The following is a 15,691-nucleotide window of genomic DNA, read 5'->3' on the forward strand; positions in this document are numbered from 1 at the left end:
TTTTATTGCCTATTTCACTAATAACGGGCAGCCCATACGAAGATAGCCAGTGATTTCACTGGCTATTTCGCTTTAAATGCCGATTTGAAGGCAATTTGGAGCAAATAGCCTATGTTTTCACTGGCTATTTTCGACGAGGCACCCAAAATGGAGCAAATAAGCCATTTTTCATTGGCTATTTTGGTTACCGAGCCTAATCGGAACCGCCTTGCCGATCAGGCCAGCACATAAATATTCGACGTGCGGCCATCCGCCAGGTCGACGGTCAGCCCCTGCTCCATCAGCGCCGACCCATCGACGAACGTCATCTCGCCGGTATTGAGGCAACGCAGCTTGTAGCGCTTGCCCGGCAACAGCCCTTTCCATTTCACCTGGCAGCGCGTTTGCGGCGAATCGCCGAGGAAGCAGAACAGCACCGCTTCATGCCTGTCGTGCGACACGAACAGGTGAACGTGCCAATCCTCGTTCTCCGGCGGTGGCGCCACATGATAGGCAAGCTGGGACAGCAGATGCCGGTAGCTTTTGTACGAGGCGATGTTCCGGCGGAACGCCTCCAGAATCGGCGACGGCCACAGCGACGCCCGTTCCGCCAGCTTGCCGTGCAAGGTAGCCAGCCCGATCAGGCCCATCAGCCGGCAGCGAACGAGAGTGTCCAGCTTGTGCGGGTCGCTTTCCTCCACGATTTCCTTGTCATGGATCAGAAACGACGTATTGTAGGAAGCGGGAAATACGCGGCTGGTCACCTGCAAATTGTTCAGCACATGCGTGGCGCTGCCGGTGGCGTCGCTTAGCCAGTTGGAGCGCGCGTAGCGGGCCATCCCGTAATCGAGCCGGGCCGGATAGCCGCACATCTCGATCGCCAGATCGGGGAACGCCGCCATCAGCCGTGCGCATATCTCGTACTTGCCGAGCAGCGCCGAAAAGTTGCCGTCCCCTGCCTGATGGCCATGATCCGTGCGGCTGCAGTACGGGTTGTTCAGCGCGGAATCGTCCCACTTCATCCAATCCAGCTTGTATTTGCCGATCAGGCCGATCAGCTTGTCGGACAAATAATCGACGACTTCCGGGCAGCCGGTGCACAGATGGTACACGGTCGGCCAGTCGCCGTCCTTGATCGTCAAGCTGCGATTGACCCCTTCGTGGCGGATGAGCCAGTGCTCGGGATACAACCCGTTCCTCACCCACTGCTCGTCGATCACGATCGGATCGACCCACAAGCCGAACTTCATGCCTTTGGCGTGCACCCGCTCCGACAAGAAACGCAAGCCGCGCGGAAACTTGCGGCGGTCTTCCTCGTAATGGCCGAGCCCGAGCCCCCAGGAGCCTTCGCCCCGCACCGAAGAGCCGGCATACCAGCTCGCGTCGATATAGAACAGCTCCACCCCCATGTCGGCGGCAAAATCAAGCTCCTGCAGCAAAGTTGCTTCCACGTCGTCCTTGTCGGTCGACCAGATGTCGTAGCTGACCCAGGGAAAGCCGGGAAGCTGCGGCGGAAACACGTGTGCGGCCAAATACGCCAGCATCTGCTGAACGGCGTCATCCAGTTCGCCATGGGCAAGGCCTACGAACATCCGCGGCGATTCGACCGCTTCTCCCGGGGCAAGATCGCGCGAATACCGCACGACCCCTGCGGAGATGTCGTAACCGCCGTCCGGCCGGAGGACCGCGTCAAGCTCCCATTCTCGCTCCCATTCGATGCCGACATACAGCAATTCCGCCGCCGCCTTGTTCTCCAGCACGAACCAGCCGGCATGCTCCGGTCCGTTCCAGTTGCCGCCCCGGAGCTGCAACGAATGCTCCAGCGGCTGGGCCGACAATGCGTATTGGTCGCGGCGCACCGCGTAGGCGGTCAGCCCGGACGTTCCGGCAATCGCAAACGCCAGCGGATCGAAGCGGTCAAGACCACGAATCGTCTCCGTCCCTTCGTTGGCGACCCGGCACTGGTGCTCGATGACCGCCGCATCGGCCCATACGGTCGTCCGCTGGGTGACCGTCAAGCCCGACGCATGCTCCAGCTTCATCGACAAGCGTTTGGCGCCGCCGGGCAAGTCGCTGCAAACCGTATGCGCGATCCGCCAGTTTTGCCGGTCGGCATGATGCTGTCCGGCAAATCCCGTGCGCAGATCGCATGGCGATCCGCTTAACGCCCAATCGAAACCGCTTTCATGTAAAATCAAACTTTCCAATACAAGTTGACCAAGCTCGCCTATTGTCACGCTTCGCCTGATGAGGCCGTTGTCCAGAACGCAGGATGGCGACATGATATCGATTCCCCCCTTCCTTACGATAACCGGGTGATCCGGCTCGATACATCCGCCCGGGCTTTAAAATCCGGCCGCAGCTCCGTGCCGAGCCCCGGCGTATCCCAGATCCACATCCGCCCGTCGCGAATCGGCAAATTGTTCGTGACAACCTCGCTGTAGTAACCGCCGTCGTAAAAGGCGCGCTCCGTTTCGATCGTGGCCGCATTCGTCACACTGGCGCACAGGTGCATGCTGGAAAGGATCGTCACCGGCCCTGTTCCGTCATGCGGCGCGATCGGCAAATGGTACGTGTCGGCCAGGTGGGCGATTTTGCGGCCTTCGGTCAGCCCGCCGGTCCAGACCAGATCGAGAATGACGATATGCGCGGCTTTCCTCTCCAGAATCTGTCGATAGGCATAACGCGTAAACAATCGCTCGCTTACGCATTGGGGCACACGAACGCTGTCCGCCAGCCGGGCGAGATCGTCCGGGCTGTCCGGCTGCATCATGTCCTCCATCCAGAACGGCTGCAGCGGTTCCAGCGCCTTGCCAATCTTGATCGCACAGTTCAAATCCCAGCGGGAATGGCCTTCGATCATGATTTCCATCCGGTCGCCGACTTTGTGGCGAATATCCTCGACGCACCACAGCCCTTTCTTCAAATCCTCCAGGCTCAAATAGCTGCCTGCCGGGCCTACCGCCGCCCATCCGGCCGGGCCGGTGATCGCTTCCACCTTCAGCTGCGGCGCGAACCGGTCCCACGGCCAAAGCTTCATCGCCTTGATGCCCTGGGCGAGCAGCTCTTCGGCCAGCTCGCCGGGTCTTGCGAGCGAATCGTCCATGTCGGTGTATTTGCCAAAGTTGATGCATGTGTTGTAAATCGGAATGCTGTCGCGCGTTTTGCCGCCAAGCAGCGTGTGGACCGGCAAGCCCGTCGCCTGGCCGAAAATATCCCACAGCGCTATGTCGATCGCCGAATAGGCGCGCATTTCCGCACCGGCGTAGCCGAAGAAATTGGCGCACACGAACAGCGTGTTCCAGACGTCCTCGATATGGAACGGATTTTTGCCCAGAATAAGCGGAGCGGCCATTTCATGAATGACGGCTTCCACGGCGCCGGGCACGTAGTAGGTTTCTCCCAGCCCAACGAACCCTTGCTCCGTCGTCACTTCCACCCACACGATGTTCGGCTGCTGCTTCCAGCGGAACGTCTCCAGCTTGACGATCTTATCGTTGCCAGGGGCGGCAACCTGCGGTTTCGCCGGGATTCCCATGGCCCACCTCCTCGGTTGATCGTTCGGCGGTTAAGCGAACCGAAAAACCGTTGTCCGGTTAACCGTTACCTATTTACTAGTTTAAAAAAGTGGCCTATAATTGTCAATAAGCACTTTTATTCCGGTCATGGAAAGGATATTTTTATGAAAAATTTGGCGGGAAAAGCGGCTTTGGTTACGGGAGCGGGTCGGGGAATCGGCAGCGGCATCGCCGCTTATTTGGCCGGGCATGGCGTCAAGGTAGCCGTCAATTATGTCACCAGCGCGGCAAGCGCCAATGCGCTTGTTCAGGAATTGACCGCCGCCGGCCACGAAGCGATGGCCATTCAGGCGGACGTATCCGACGTGGCGCAAGTGAAGTCGATGGTCGAACAAGTGGCGCAAGCGTTTGGCGGCATCGATATTCTGGTCAACAACGCCGCGATCGATCCTGTCGTCGACTTCTTCGAAGTGACGGAAACGCTTTGGGATCGGGTGATCGATTCCAATCTGAAAGGCACCTTCTTCTGCACGCAAGCTTGCGCTCCTTACATGAAACGGGCCGGCAAAGGCAAAGTGATCAACATCAGCTCCGTTCACGGCAACACGACAATGCACGGTTACGCCGCCTATGCCGCCTCCAAGGGCGGCATGAACGCACTCACGCGGCAGTTGGCGCTCGACCTCGCTCCGCTGCGCATCAATGTCAATACGGTGGCGCCCGGAACGATCGAAGTGGAAAAATACAGCACGTTCGGCTGGTTCGACAGCGAATTCGAAGGCCGCAAAATTCCGCTCGGCCGTATCGGCACGCCTGCGGATGTTGCGCCCTTGGTCGCCTTTCTGGCGACGGAGGAAGCGGATTACATTACGGGGCAAGTATTTACCGTTGACGGCGGCGCGAGCACCCGATTTTTCTACTATTCCGACCCTGTGGTCATCGAGTAGCGGAGGCGCGAATGAGATACCAACAATTGATGAACGGTTTGGAGCGATGGGGTCTTCCCTGCCGAGTCATGACGTACGGAAACGGCAAGCTGGTCGTGCTGCAGCGGGGGGCCCGCATGTTGGGCGTTTATCCGGACGCGGACGATGACAATGTGCTGTGGACGTCGCCGGCGCTGCTCGCCTCGGCGGCGCAGACAGCGCCATTTGCCGCAGCGTCGGCCTGGAACACGGGCGGCGACCGCACGTGGATCAGCCCCGAATTCGAGTACAACATCGCGGACGTAACCGATATGTGGAACACCTATGCGGTTCAGGAAACCGTCGATCCGGGCGATTACCGGTTTACCCGCTCGGACGCAGACGCCACTTCCCTCGCGCAGGTTGCCGCACCGCAGTCGTATTATACGGGCGTGCCACATCCGCTGGAAATCGCCAAAACGTTTCGCCCGATTCCGGATCCGCTGCTGCCTTTGAAAGATAAGGCCGGGTCTGTTATCGACCCGGCCTCCTATGCTTATATCGGCTACGAATCGGCAACCCGCTGCCGTTGCACCGACCCGGAGCAGCGGGCTCCGGTGTCGATTTGGCAGCTGGCCCAGCTGCCGGCCGGCGGGCAGATGCTCGTGCCGACTTACGGCAAGGCTCCGGTCAGCCGGTTCTTCGGCGCCGAAAACTCGCCGCGAATCGCGATCGAACCGGGCCACGTCCGGTTCACGATCGACGCGCGCGAAAGCTTCAAAGCTTCCATCAAGGCGCCGTATGTAACGGGGCGCATGGGCTACTATCGCCCGCTTGGGCCGGAACGGTCGACGCTGTTCGTGCGCCAGTTCACGGTTCGCCCGTCGGCCGCTTACGGCGACGCCTTCTACCCCAACCTCGATGATCCTGGCCACTGCGTACAAGTGTACAACGACGACGGGACGCTCGGCGATTTTGGCGAAATGGAGTATCATTCCCCTCTGCTCGGCTCATTCGGCGGCCCCATGCTGGAGGACACGAACGAAACGTTTGCCTATGCGGGAGCCGCCGACACGATCGAGCGAATTCGCCGTTTGCTGCTGGGCGGATAACGGCAGCAGCAGTTTCGCTATTCCACGCCATAAGGGCCCGACAGATGCCCGAGATGGACGACCGGGGACAGCACCGTTTCGCCGGGAGCGATCACGCGCAGCGGAGCCGGCGCTTCGGGGCCGACGGCGAACGACAGCGCCGCGTCTTTGGCGCCCGGCTCCTGATCGGCGGTGAACGAAAGGCGCCAGTTGTTCGCCCATTCCAGATGCGCCGTGACGAATTCGCCGTTCAGCTCATTGCGCACGACAAAAAGCGGGCAGCCCCAGCCGGACCGGCCATTACGGCCGTGAATGGCAAATTCGCCGTTCGTCAGCGGACGCCAGACGAAATTGCCTTCTAAGCCCCACTGCGAATCGTCGTAGTAACCGACGGAAAACAAGGGGGCATCCTTCTCCGTTGGCCGAGCGCAGGCCGGTGATATACCGGCCGTTCAGCAAGCTTTCCCCGTACACGTGCAAGCCGGTGGAATAACGCACGCCACGGACCGGCGCTTCATGGAACGAAACATCAATATAGGGCCTCTTGTTCATCGGCGCTCTCCCGCTTCTTCGATCGGTTTCGTTACCACGGCACACTGGTGCCGCGCAGCACCGGCACGTGCTCAAGCGGCTCCTTCTTGCGGGTCGGATCGGCGGTGCTGGCCATCGCGTCCATAAAATGAAGCGCCAACGCCCGCCTGTGGGACGGCGTCGTGTTTTCCAGCGTGCGGTGCGGCGCCAGCCCGTGGTGGAACATGATTTGGCCGGATTTCATCTCCAGCGGGATCGCCCGGCTTTCGTCAATGGCGGGAATGTCCCAGCCGAGGTCGCCGCTCTTGACATGCTCCAGCAGCTCGCCATGCGCACCGGGCACCACCCACATGCAGCCGTTGTCCACCGTCACGTCGTCCAGCGCCACCCAGCAGCTCGCCACCGCATTTTCCTTGTGCACGCGGAAATAAAAATCGTCCTGGTGCCAATCCATCACGCCCCCCTTGAAAGGCGGCTTGTAAAGGCCCTGATACAGCACCAGCCGCAAATTCGGCCCGATCAGGCTTTCGACGAGATCGAGCAGTCGTTCGTTGCGAAGCAACCCGTCGAACCGCGGATGGTGCAGATGGGCAACCCGAATCTGGAACACTTCCTTGTCGCCGGGGCGGACCGTTTTCAGCTGATTCGCCGCCCGCATATTGTCCAGCGCCAGCATGTACGCTTCCCTCAGCTCCTCCACCTCCTGCGGCGCCAGAAAATCCCCGTACACAAGGTAACCGTCCCGGTAAAACTGCTGCACCTGCGCTTCGCTTAATCCGTTTGCCATGCCCATCAGCCTCCTTAAGTGTTGATCTTAATATTCTTATCATAGCGCAGCTTTTTTGCGGCGTTTATGACGATATTGGGAGGATCCTATTAAAATATTGAGACACTTTTGCCTGTTGCTGAGCTATACTGAAGGCAGGCGAAACGAAACCTTTTCGAGGTGATTTCCATGCGACTGTCCTTCGATAACAACCTGGAAATCCAACAGGAAGTCGACCAGCTGCTGCAGCAATTCCCGGTCATCGTCCATTACCGGCTGAGCGCAATTGCGCCTTATCCGGATTTCAACAGCCACAACGGGTTCGAGCTGTTTTACGTGCACAGCGGTTCGGGCTACTACATCGTCGGCGACCGCATTTTGCCGTTGAGCGAAGGCTCCTTTGTATTCCTCCGCCCCTACACGCTGCACAAAATCATCCAGCACGATCCGGAGACGAACATGTGCCGCAGCGTGTTCATTTGGCCGGAGTCGTTCCTGCCGCTCCCGCAGCCGTTGGCCGACTCCCCGTTCGCCGCCGAATGCTTCAGCCTACAGCTTGAGCCCGTGGACCGCTCCAAGCTCGATTTCCTGCTGGCGCGTGCGTTTGACGAATTTACGGTACGGGCGGAAGGCCATCTGGACGTGCTGCACAGCCTGCTTATTCAGCTGCTGTGGATGTGCCGCCGGCTGTATGGAGCCGTTTTGTCCGAAGCGCCTTTGCCGCCATCGCCATCGCCGTCTCGCAAAACGATGCCAAACGAAATCGCCTATTTGGTGCAATACATCGGCTCGCACTTCATGCAGCCGCTTTCGCTGGAGCAGTTGGCCGGGCTGGTGCACGTCAACAAATTTTATCTCACCGCGCTGTTTCGCAAGCAGATCGGCCTGACGATCGGCGACTTTATTACACAAAAAAGAATCCACTTCGCCAAAAAACTGCTGCGCGAAACAATGGATTCTTCAAGTGAAATCAGCTTTCAATGCGGGTTCAATTCGCCCGCCTATTTCGGGTACGTATTCAAAGCGCAGGAAGGGATGACGCCGACCGAATACCGGCGAAGGATGACATGAAATTCCGGCGCCCCGCCTATTCCCCTTTTTCCTCCGCAACGGCCGTGTACAAAACAAGCTCCGACGTATTCGCGTGTTCCAGCGTCACCGACAAGCCATGCCGGGCCAGCTCGACCCCGGGCAGCACAACCGAAACACCGTCGTTGTCGAGCGTGACGCGGTAATGCCTGGCCGGGTCGATGCCGCGCGGCTTCAACACATACTCTTTGCCGCCGTCCTCCGAACCGAGCCGGAACACGCCGACGTAGCCTTTGCTCTTGTCTTTCGCCGCATATTCCAGCACGCACCAATCCGCCGGAATGTCGACCCCGATATACGGCGTGTGATGAAATACGGCGGGCTGCTGTTCCATAATCGAACGGCAGAACCCTTTGGCCAGTTCGATATAACGGTGCGTTTGGTCGTAATAAACGCCGGTGCGCTCCGCATTCTGCGCCCCGAAGCCGACAAATACCGGCGTGGCGAACAACGTGACGCGCAGGTGGGTGTCCAGATCGGCCGTTTCATGCGCGAACGTAAAATGATTGTGGTAATAGCACAACGCTTCCGGCGGCAAAAACAGCGTCAGCCCGTTGATCGCACGAATGCTGCGGGGAAAATAGCTGAAATCGGATTGGCAGCCGTAATGAAAACGCGACATGATGCCAAGATCGAGCCGGCCGCCGCCGGCAGCGCAGCTTTCGAGCACCGTGCCGGGAAACGTCTCCAGCACGCGGTCGTAAATGCCGTAAATGACTTCATAGTGGCGCCAGGCTTCATTCTCCGCATACCCGTCGCGAATGTGCAGCCCGCCTTCCGGCACCCGCTGGTTGTAGTCCGTTTTGTAGAAATCGAGCTTGTAGTCGCCAATGACGCGGAGAATCGCGTCTTCCACGTGGCGGGCCGCTTCCGGGTTGGCAAGGTCGATCATTTTGTAGGGGGCGGCGGTTCCGCTGTGATCGGCTTTCAGCTTCCAGTCGGGATGTGCGGCGAACGTTTCGGACTGTTCGGTCAAACATTCGGGCTCCATCCACATGCCGAACAGCATCCCTTTCTGCCGCACATAGTCGCCGATGGCCCGCAATCCGCCTTCCGGCAGGAAGTCGCCTTCGTTCCAGTCGCCGCGCAGCTTCCACCACGCCCCGAACTGATTGCCGTACCAGCCGGCATCGACCATGAACGCTTCCGCCCCCATCTCGGCGGCAATATCCACCTCGCGCAATATCCAATCCCCCGGCTTCTCGACAACGCGGCCTGCAACCGTATACATGTTTTTGCCGGCGGGGCGCGGCGGCAGCACCGATTGGCGGACATGTCCGTGCCAGCCGGCGACGGCTTGATCGAGGTTGCCGCGCAACATGGCGATATGCACCTTGGGAGAGCTTACCGTTTCGCCGGGAGCGATCACGCGCAGCGGCTTGGGGCCGTCCGGACCGATGTGAAACGACAGCGCGCGGTTGACGCGGTCGAGGGCGAATTCGGCGGTATAGTTTTCCGACCAGCCCAAGGCGATAAAGCAGCTTTCGCCGCTCGCTTCATTTTTGACGATGAAATACGGGTTGTAGAACATATTGCCGCGGCTCTTCTCGACCTTGAACACTTCCGCCGTCAGCGGCTGCCAGGCGAAATTGCCTTCCTCGCCCTGAATTTGCGAGCGGAAATAGCCGAGGCTGAAAACGGGCTTATTCGCCCGGTCGAACGGGAAATCGAAAAAATAGCGGTCGTGCCACAGCATCCCCGACATCACGGCGAGATCGGACAGCGCCGCCGGCGTCGGGCCGGTATTCGTCACTTCCAGATAACGCGTCAAAACGGGCGTGCCGTCGAGCGCAGTCACGATCTGAACCGTAATTGGCCGGATGTTGTGCGTCAGCCGCACGACCGCTTCTTCGGTTCCCGGGCGTTTGCCCGGCCGGCGCGAGCTTCCCGCCCAGGACCATTCGTTGTGCAGCGATTGCCCGTCGACGACCAGCTTGAACGTGTTCAAAGGGTGCACTTGCGGATCGTATGGCTTGGTCTCGTACACCAAGTCCTTCGCGGGCAAGCTCGCGACCACATTTTCGCGCTGCTCCTGCCCCGAGGACGAACGGTACAGCTGAATCCATCTTCCGTTCTGCAAACATTCTTCGTAAACGGTCGTGCCGCTTACGTAACGTGCGGTTTCCCTTCCGTTGCTCGCATAAAACATGATTTTGCCGCCGCTCATGGAATGGCTCCTTTCCGGATTTCAGTTTGATGACGGATGACTGTTAACCAAATAACAGTTTCTACTGCTAATCATAAATCCATCCGCCAAATTGTCAAGTGCCATTTCCGTCAGTCGGTGTGCGCCAAAAAACCGCAGTCCCGACCGGCGGTAACTGCGGTTATGCACATCGCGATATGCTGCCGGTCAACGTTATTCCCGGCAAACCATCAGCTTGTTGCCGTCCGGATCTTTGACGACAAACCAGTGATCGTGCTCGATCTCGGTCACCAACTCGACGCCCAGCTCCTTCATGAAGGTCAGCGAACCTTGCAGATCGTCCGTCATCAGCATAAAAGCCGGCGTTTCGATCGAAGGAGCCCCTCCCGGCTCCCGGCCTCCCCACATCGGCATCGTATCGAGGACGATCCCCGTTCCTTCCATCGGCAACGGGCACAAATGTCCGGCCATGATGCTGCAGTCCGCCGCGTCAAGCCCGAGAACACGGCAATACCAGTGCCGCGACGCTTCAATATCCCGCACCGGGATAAAAATGCTGCCCACCTTGTTTTTGATCGGACTGGCGGGCTTCAGCTCTTCTTCTTTGGACGATGGTTGGGACATGACTTTGCCTCCTTCGATCAGTTGCAACGCCTTCGAAACAAAATAAGGGCGGTAGCCTTCCACTGCCTTGCTGCGTTTGCGTTCGGGCGAAGAACTCATGTTTATGCCTCCGTTGCAATAGGAATCCAGATGGTGACGCTGGCGTCGCGCTCCACATCCATGCCGGGGCGAACCCGGTATTCCGCGAACCATTGCCGCTCATCGTCCAGACGATACTTGCCGCTTGCCGCGATCCACCGGTACATCCGCTCCAGCACGCCGGTCAACAAGCCGTACGTCTTCGTGATGCAGCAAACGTACGTACCGGCGCCGAACCGTTTGCTTGCGATGTCCGGCGGGCCGCTATCGGCTCCGGGGAGGATAATCCCGTTTTCCCACCAATAGTCGTCTCCCTTCGCTCCATACGCGTAGGACATGTAATAACGCTCATCGGTGGACCGGTTGCGCCGGCCGGCATGCCGTTCATGCCACTCGATCAGCTGCCGTTCGGCCAGACGTTGGGCGTCGGACCCGTTTCCCCGGCAAAAGCATACGAGCGCCTCCGGGCGTTCCACCACTTCGATCGGCTCGTGAAACGTCCTCCGCTGGACGGGGAGAAACAAATGCATTCTTGTCAACCGGCCGCGATAAGCGATAAACTCTTCGATATACTGATGCGGACCGAGGTCGAACGTGCTTTTCGGCAGCCATTCGGCCAACAGCCGGTCCCATCCGGCTTGAATCGTCTCATGATCCGCTTGTGCGGCCATTTTGCGAACGGCGTACAGCCCGCCGGGGAACATTTCCGCTGCGAACGTTTCATCCGCGATGCTTCCCTGCTCCAGGGCGACAAGGATGCGATACCCGTACCGGCGCTGCTCCGGTTCATCCGGCAGATCGACGTTATGGCCAAAAATACGGCTGTTCGCCGCCGGCGACACGCCGCTTGCGGCCAGCTTATCGCTCACCGAACGGAAAGCATCGCGCTCCATCCCCTCTTCTTGCTGCGCGACATGCAGACAGGCGTAAACGTTCATCGGCAGCAACCGGATCACGCTTACGTCGGGGAAACGGGCGGACTGCTCCCGATCTTCCCAATAGGCCACTTGCTCGCGCAGCCGAATCGGCTCGAAGCTGAAAAATAGTTCCGCTTGGCGATAGGCGGCCGGAGTCAGGCCGACGATCTTCTTGAATACTTTTGCAAACGAATGATACGACTCGAACCCGTATGCCCACGCAAGCTCTTCCACCGACACGTTCGAGTTTCGCAGGTGGTTGGCGGCAACGCTCATTCTTCGTTTGCGAATGTACTCTTTGACGGGATGTCCGGTAAGCGCGTAAAACAACCGGTACAGCTGGGCGACCGATGTATACGACGCTTCGGCCAGACGGGCAAGCTCCAGCTCCTCGCCCAGATGCGCCTCGATATGGTCGATTGCCCGTTGTACGGATTCGACATGCTCCACAACGCTTCCCCCGCCATCCGTGTCTTCATCGATGTGATAACTTCATTACCGCACTATTTGCATCGATGTGATAACTTGATTATAGCAAAGGAACCGGCGCGCCGGTTATGTTCAAAATTATCAAAGAATGCCTATACAACCTGATGCAAGATCGCCCAAACGTTCGTCTTAACAAGTGAAAGGGGGAGCGCCGGATGGAAGATTCGCAGTTGGCAAACTTTCAGACGATATTCCGCGAGCATTATCCGACGGTGCTGCGCCGGATCGTCGCTTTGATCGGCGATCGCGCCGCGGCCGAAGATTTGACGCAGGAAGCGTTTCTTCGGCTGTACCGCCATCCTCCCGATGACCTTGGCAAAGTCGGGCCTTGGCTGCATCGCGTGCTTACCCGGATCGTGTACGACTATTTGCGCAAATCGGGCCGCGACCAGAAGCTGCACGAACGGCAAGTTTGGCATCTGCATACGCAGGAAACGGTTTCGCCTTCGCAGGAAGACCTTGTCATCCGGGAATGGGAGCGCGATGTCGTGCGGCAAGTGCTGGCCAAACTGTCCGAGCGGGACCGCCAGGCGCTGCTGATGAAGGAGAACGGATACAGCCACGCCGAAATCGCCGAAGCGCTGGCCGTTAATCCGCGGATTGTCGCCACGCTGCTGATTCGGGCGGAGCAGCGGTTCAAACGCAATATGACGGATGGGGAGATGATGGATCCATGATCGAAAACCGCAACAAGGATGTTCAAGTAGACGAAGCCGACATCGAACGCGCATGGGAAACGTTCTGCAGCCGTGTGAAACGCGAGGCGGTCGAAGCGGCGGCTGTCTGGCAGCAGCCGATGCCCGCGGCGCAAGTGCCGAAGCAAACGCCGCTGCCGCCGGCAATCATACCGGCAGCAACCGGCGCATTGCCGAAAACAGTTGCGGCCGACCGACGCCGCACCGGACGGCACGGCAGCAAGCTCGTAGCCGCCAGCGCCGCCGCAATTGCCCTTGCCCTGCTGCTCAGCCCGTGGGGCGGCGATGCGATGGCCGAGCTGCAGCGAACGTTTTCGGCGAAGCAAGTGAAGACGATTTCGATCAGCCAGGAAGAAATGAACGGCTTGCGGCAATCGCTTGCGCAAGGGCTGGAAGGCGACCGTTCGTTCAATCTGGCGCAATACGGCGAGATCGAACAGCGCGGCCAGGGCGAGGCGCGTATGGTCGGCGCAGCGGAAGCGTCTGCGCTCGCCGGGCGGACGCTCGCGCAGACGCCGGGCGCCGCTGCAGCCGAATACGTTTACGAGCCGCCGCAGGAGCTGATCTTTACGCTGCACGCGAACGAAATCAACACGATGATCAAGTGGCTGGGCGGCAAGTCGACGCTTCCTGCCGGCATGGACAACAAACCGATCACGATCCGGCTGCCGGGCGCATTCGGCTTGAAGCCGGATGGCGCGGGCAAGAGGCTGCTGCAGTTCCCGTCGCCCGTGCTGGAAGTGCCCGAAGGCGTCGATGCGGAAGCGATTCGCCGGGTGGTGCTCGATTTGCCGGTTATCCCGCAATCGATTCGCGACAAGCTGGCGGCGATCGGCGATTGGCGGACGACGCTGCCGCTGCCGGCCGCAGGCGACCGGACGCGCGCCGCTACCTTCGGCGGCCAGGACGCGATTCTGCAAACGACGGATAACGGCCGGTCGCTGCTGTGGATTCGAGACGGATGGGTGTTTATGCTGAGCGGCACGTCGGCTGCATATCCGTCGGATCAAGCGATCCTTGCCGATGCCGAAGGAATGATCCGGCCTTGATCATCGAAACGAAGCAATTGACTAAAACGTTCGCGAACGGTTTCGGCTGCCGCGACGTCAGCTTGTCCGTAAGCGGCGGGCGCATCTTCGGCCTGCTCGGACCGAACGGCGCCGGCAAAAGCACCTTCGTGAAAATGATCGTCGGCCTGCTTCATCCCGATTCCGGCAGCGGCACGCTGCTCGGCCACCCGCTCGGAACGCCGGAGTCCCGGCGGCGCGTCGGTTATTTGCCCGAGCTGTTCCGCTTTCAGGATTGGCTAAGCGCGAACGAAACGCTCGTCTATCACGCTTGCCTTGGCGGCATGACGCTCGCCCAGGCGAAGTCGGCCGCCATGCGCGACCGGATTCGCGACGTGCTGCGGTTGACCGGCCTGGAAGGCCGCGGCGCCGACCGGCTGAGGCATTATTCCAAAGGGATGCAGCAGCGGTTCGGCATCGCTTGCGCCTTGCTGCTCGATCCCGAGCTGATCATACTGGATGAGCCGTCTTCCGCGCTGGACCCGATCGGACGCTACGATATTCGCCAATTGATCGTCCGGTTGCGCGAGCAAGGGAAAACGATTTTTTTAAACACCCATTTGCTTGAGGATGTGGAAGCCGTTTGCGATGACGTCGCCTTCCTGCATGAAGGCCGATTGCGGGCAGCCGGGCCGATCGGCGAGCTGCTGCACGCCGGCAACAAATGGGAAGTGGCGGTTGGCGGCTGGCTGCCCGAGCTCGAGGCCGTCGTTTCGGGCCAGCTGCTTCCCGGCATGAGCTTCCGCGTAACGGCCGACGCCCGCGACGGGAGCGCAACGCTGGAGCTTACGGCGCGCCATCGCGAGCAGCTCGGTTGGTTCCACCGGCTGCTCCACGAAGCGGAAGCGACCGTTTATGAAACCGTACCTTGCAGCATTCGGCTGGAAATGTGGTTTCTGGACATGTCGACGGACGGCAAGGGAGGAAGCAAGTCGTGACGATGTGGCTGACGTATGCAGGCAAAGAATGGGTGCGCAAAAAAATATGGGCCGTCGCCATGGCCCTTACTCTGCTGTTCATCGGGTTGTACAACTACGGCATCGCCGAGCTTGCCGCTTACAACGCATCGGGCGGCGTAACCGCCGCCGAACGCGCGATGTCGTCGATCGTCGTGCTTTACCTCGGCTTGCTGTTCGCCCAGATGATCACTGCCTTCCTCGTCTTCTTCTCGACGATGGGCGCCATCTCCGGCGAAATCGAAAGCGGCCTGATGCTGGCGGTGCTCGCCCGGCCGATATCCCGGCCATCGCTGCTGCTTGGCAAGTACGCCGGGATGGCCGTTTGGATGCTTGCTTACGGCGGCGTGCTGTTCTGGTCGATCGTGCTGCCGGTGCATATGCGGCTGGGCGTTCCGCTCAGCGCATCGACGGCACTCTTTTCGTTTCTGCTGTTCGAATGGGTTATCCTGCTGCTGATGGCGTTGTCCATGCTCGGCTCCGTTTATTTGCCGCTGCTCGGCAATGGCGTCGCTTGCGCCATGCTGTACGGATTAGCCATGTTCAGCGGCTTTTCGGCCAATGTGCTCAATATGGACGGCAGCCGGCCTTCCGTCGGCTACGCGGATCTCATCGTCAGCCTGTTCATCCCGTCTTCCGCCGTGTTCCGCCGGATGGCTTACGAACTGATTGGCGGCGGTCAGCTGCTGAACGCCGTTTCCAGTCCGGGCAGCTCGCTCGGCCCGTTCTCCATGAGCTACGTGCCGAGCAACGCTTATCTCGCGTTCACCGTCGTCAACGGGGTTGTTCTGCTCCTGTGGGCATGCCGCGCGTTTCAGCGCAAAAATATCGCCTGACGTT

Annotated in this window: 14 protein-coding genes; 7 read left to right on the plus strand and 7 right to left on the minus strand. The window is 59.6% G+C overall.

Features of this window, described 5'->3' with window-relative positions:
- Positions 1-215: 215 nt before the first annotated feature.
- Both EXY20_RS24020 and EXY20_RS24025 read right to left on the minus strand, forming a co-directional pair.
- Entirely contained in the window at positions 216-2,261 is a 2,046-nt protein-coding gene (locus EXY20_RS24020; RefSeq protein WP_135554663.1) for an alpha-galactosidase, read from the minus strand.
- A 20-nt stretch (positions 2,262-2,281) separates the two neighbouring features.
- A complete protein-coding gene (locus tag EXY20_RS24025) occupies positions 2,282-3,517 on the minus strand; it encodes a mandelate racemase/muconate lactonizing enzyme family protein (protein ID WP_135554664.1) in 1,236 nt (411 codons plus the stop codon).
- Positions 3,518-3,661: 144 nt separating this feature from the next.
- On the opposite strand from EXY20_RS24025, the gene EXY20_RS24030 reads away from it, so the two are divergent.
- Positions 3,662-4,444 carry an SDR family NAD(P)-dependent oxidoreductase gene (locus EXY20_RS24030; RefSeq protein ID WP_167859476.1) on the plus strand — a complete coding sequence of 261 codons (783 nt, stop codon included), beginning with the start codon at positions 3,662-3,664 and terminating at the stop codon, positions 4,442-4,444.
- Between the two features lie 11 nt (positions 4,445-4,455).
- Positions 4,456-5,514: a DUF6786 family protein gene (locus tag EXY20_RS24035; RefSeq protein WP_135554666.1), complete on the plus strand. Its 1,059-nt coding sequence runs from the start codon at positions 4,456-4,458 to the stop codon at positions 5,512-5,514.
- A 17-nt stretch (positions 5,515-5,531) separates the two neighbouring features.
- Here the strand turns inward: EXY20_RS24035 and EXY20_RS24040 are convergent, their stop codons facing one another.
- Positions 5,532-5,894 (minus strand): hypothetical protein, encoded by a 363-nt coding sequence (locus EXY20_RS24040; RefSeq protein ID WP_135554667.1) that lies wholly within the window; start codon positions 5,892-5,894, stop codon positions 5,532-5,534.
- A 182-nt stretch (positions 5,895-6,076) separates the two neighbouring features.
- A complete protein-coding gene (locus tag EXY20_RS24045) occupies positions 6,077-6,811 on the minus strand; it encodes a phytanoyl-CoA dioxygenase family protein (protein ID WP_167859477.1) in 735 nt (244 codons plus the stop codon).
- Between the two features lie 168 nt (positions 6,812-6,979).
- Between EXY20_RS24045 and EXY20_RS24050 the strand changes: the two genes are divergently transcribed.
- The gene (locus tag EXY20_RS24050; RefSeq protein ID WP_135554669.1) at positions 6,980-7,861 is read left to right on the plus strand and encodes an AraC family transcriptional regulator; all 882 of its coding nucleotides are present in this window, start codon (positions 6,980-6,982) and stop codon (positions 7,859-7,861) included.
- A 16-nt stretch (positions 7,862-7,877) separates the two neighbouring features.
- Here the strand turns inward: EXY20_RS24050 and EXY20_RS24055 are convergent, their stop codons facing one another.
- From EXY20_RS24055 to EXY20_RS24065, 3 genes are all read right to left on the minus strand, one after another.
- A complete protein-coding gene (locus tag EXY20_RS24055; RefSeq protein ID WP_135554670.1) occupies positions 7,878-10,046 on the minus strand; it encodes an alpha-galactosidase in 2,169 nt (722 codons plus the stop codon).
- Positions 10,047-10,238: 192 nt separating this feature from the next.
- Positions 10,239-10,649 (minus strand): VOC family protein, encoded by a 411-nt coding sequence (locus tag EXY20_RS24060; protein WP_135554747.1) that lies wholly within the window; start codon positions 10,647-10,649, stop codon positions 10,239-10,241.
- A 101-nt stretch (positions 10,650-10,750) separates the two neighbouring features.
- On the minus strand, positions 10,751-12,094 hold the full coding sequence (locus EXY20_RS24065; RefSeq protein ID WP_135554671.1) for a helix-turn-helix domain-containing protein: 1,344 nt from the start codon (positions 12,092-12,094) through the stop codon (positions 10,751-10,753).
- Between the two features lie 194 nt (positions 12,095-12,288).
- Between EXY20_RS24065 and EXY20_RS24070 the strand changes: the two genes are divergently transcribed.
- From EXY20_RS24070 to EXY20_RS24085, 4 genes are read left to right on the plus strand one after another with little or no spacing between them, the layout of a single operon-like run.
- Entirely contained in the window at positions 12,289-12,810 is a 522-nt protein-coding gene (locus tag EXY20_RS24070) for a sigma-70 family RNA polymerase sigma factor (protein WP_135554672.1), read from the plus strand.
- Positions 12,807-13,877 carry a hypothetical protein gene (locus tag EXY20_RS24075; RefSeq protein ID WP_135554673.1) on the plus strand — a complete coding sequence of 357 codons (1,071 nt, stop codon included), beginning with the start codon at positions 12,807-12,809 and terminating at the stop codon, positions 13,875-13,877. Before EXY20_RS24070 ends, EXY20_RS24075 begins: the two co-directional genes overlap by 4 nt.
- Complete coding sequence (locus tag EXY20_RS24080; RefSeq protein WP_235886172.1) at positions 13,874-14,833, plus strand: ABC transporter ATP-binding protein; 960 nt, start codon at positions 13,874-13,876, stop codon at positions 14,831-14,833. The genes EXY20_RS24075 and EXY20_RS24080 overlap by 4 nt, the downstream gene beginning before the upstream one ends.
- A complete protein-coding gene (locus tag EXY20_RS24085) occupies positions 14,830-15,687 on the plus strand; it encodes an ABC transporter permease subunit (protein ID WP_135554675.1) in 858 nt (285 codons plus the stop codon). Before EXY20_RS24080 ends, EXY20_RS24085 begins: the two co-directional genes overlap by 4 nt.
- The last annotated feature ends 4 nt before the right edge of the window (positions 15,688-15,691 follow it).

The sequence above is a fragment of the Paenibacillus cymbidii genome (genome assembly GCF_004764705.1).
Taxonomy (GTDB): Bacteria; Bacillota; Bacilli; order Paenibacillales; family NBRC-103111; genus Paenibacillus_AN; species Paenibacillus_AN cymbidii.

What these genes read in the sequence shown, in the direction of transcription:
- EXY20_RS24020 (WP_135554663.1), bottom strand. Translation starts at nt 2,261, where the DNA reads ATGTCGCCATCCTGCGTTCTGGACAACGGCCTCATCAGGCGAAGCGTG.
- EXY20_RS24025 (WP_135554664.1), bottom strand. Translation starts at nt 3,517, where the DNA reads ATGGGAATCCCGGCGAAACCGCAGGTTGCCGCCCCTGGCAACGATAAG.
- EXY20_RS24030 (WP_167859476.1), top strand. Translation starts at nt 3,662, where the DNA reads ATGAAAAATTTGGCGGGAAAAGCGGCTTTGGTTACGGGAGCGGGTCGG.
- EXY20_RS24035 (WP_135554666.1), top strand. Translation starts at nt 4,456, where the DNA reads ATGAGATACCAACAATTGATGAACGGTTTGGAGCGATGGGGTCTTCCC.
- EXY20_RS24045 (WP_167859477.1), bottom strand. Translation starts at nt 6,811, where the DNA reads ATGGCAAACGGATTAAGCGAAGCGCAGGTGCAGCAGTTTTACCGGGAC.
- EXY20_RS24050 (WP_135554669.1), top strand. Translation starts at nt 6,980, where the DNA reads ATGCGACTGTCCTTCGATAACAACCTGGAAATCCAACAGGAAGTCGAC.
- EXY20_RS24055 (WP_135554670.1), bottom strand. Translation starts at nt 10,046, where the DNA reads ATGAGCGGCGGCAAAATCATGTTTTATGCGAGCAACGGAAGGGAAACC.
- EXY20_RS24060 (WP_135554747.1), bottom strand. Translation starts at nt 10,649, where the DNA reads ATGTCCCAACCATCGTCCAAAGAAGAAGAGCTGAAGCCCGCCAGTCCG.
- EXY20_RS24070 (WP_135554672.1), top strand. Translation starts at nt 12,289, where the DNA reads ATGGAAGATTCGCAGTTGGCAAACTTTCAGACGATATTCCGCGAGCAT.
- EXY20_RS24075 (WP_135554673.1), top strand. Translation starts at nt 12,807, where the DNA reads ATGATCGAAAACCGCAACAAGGATGTTCAAGTAGACGAAGCCGACATC.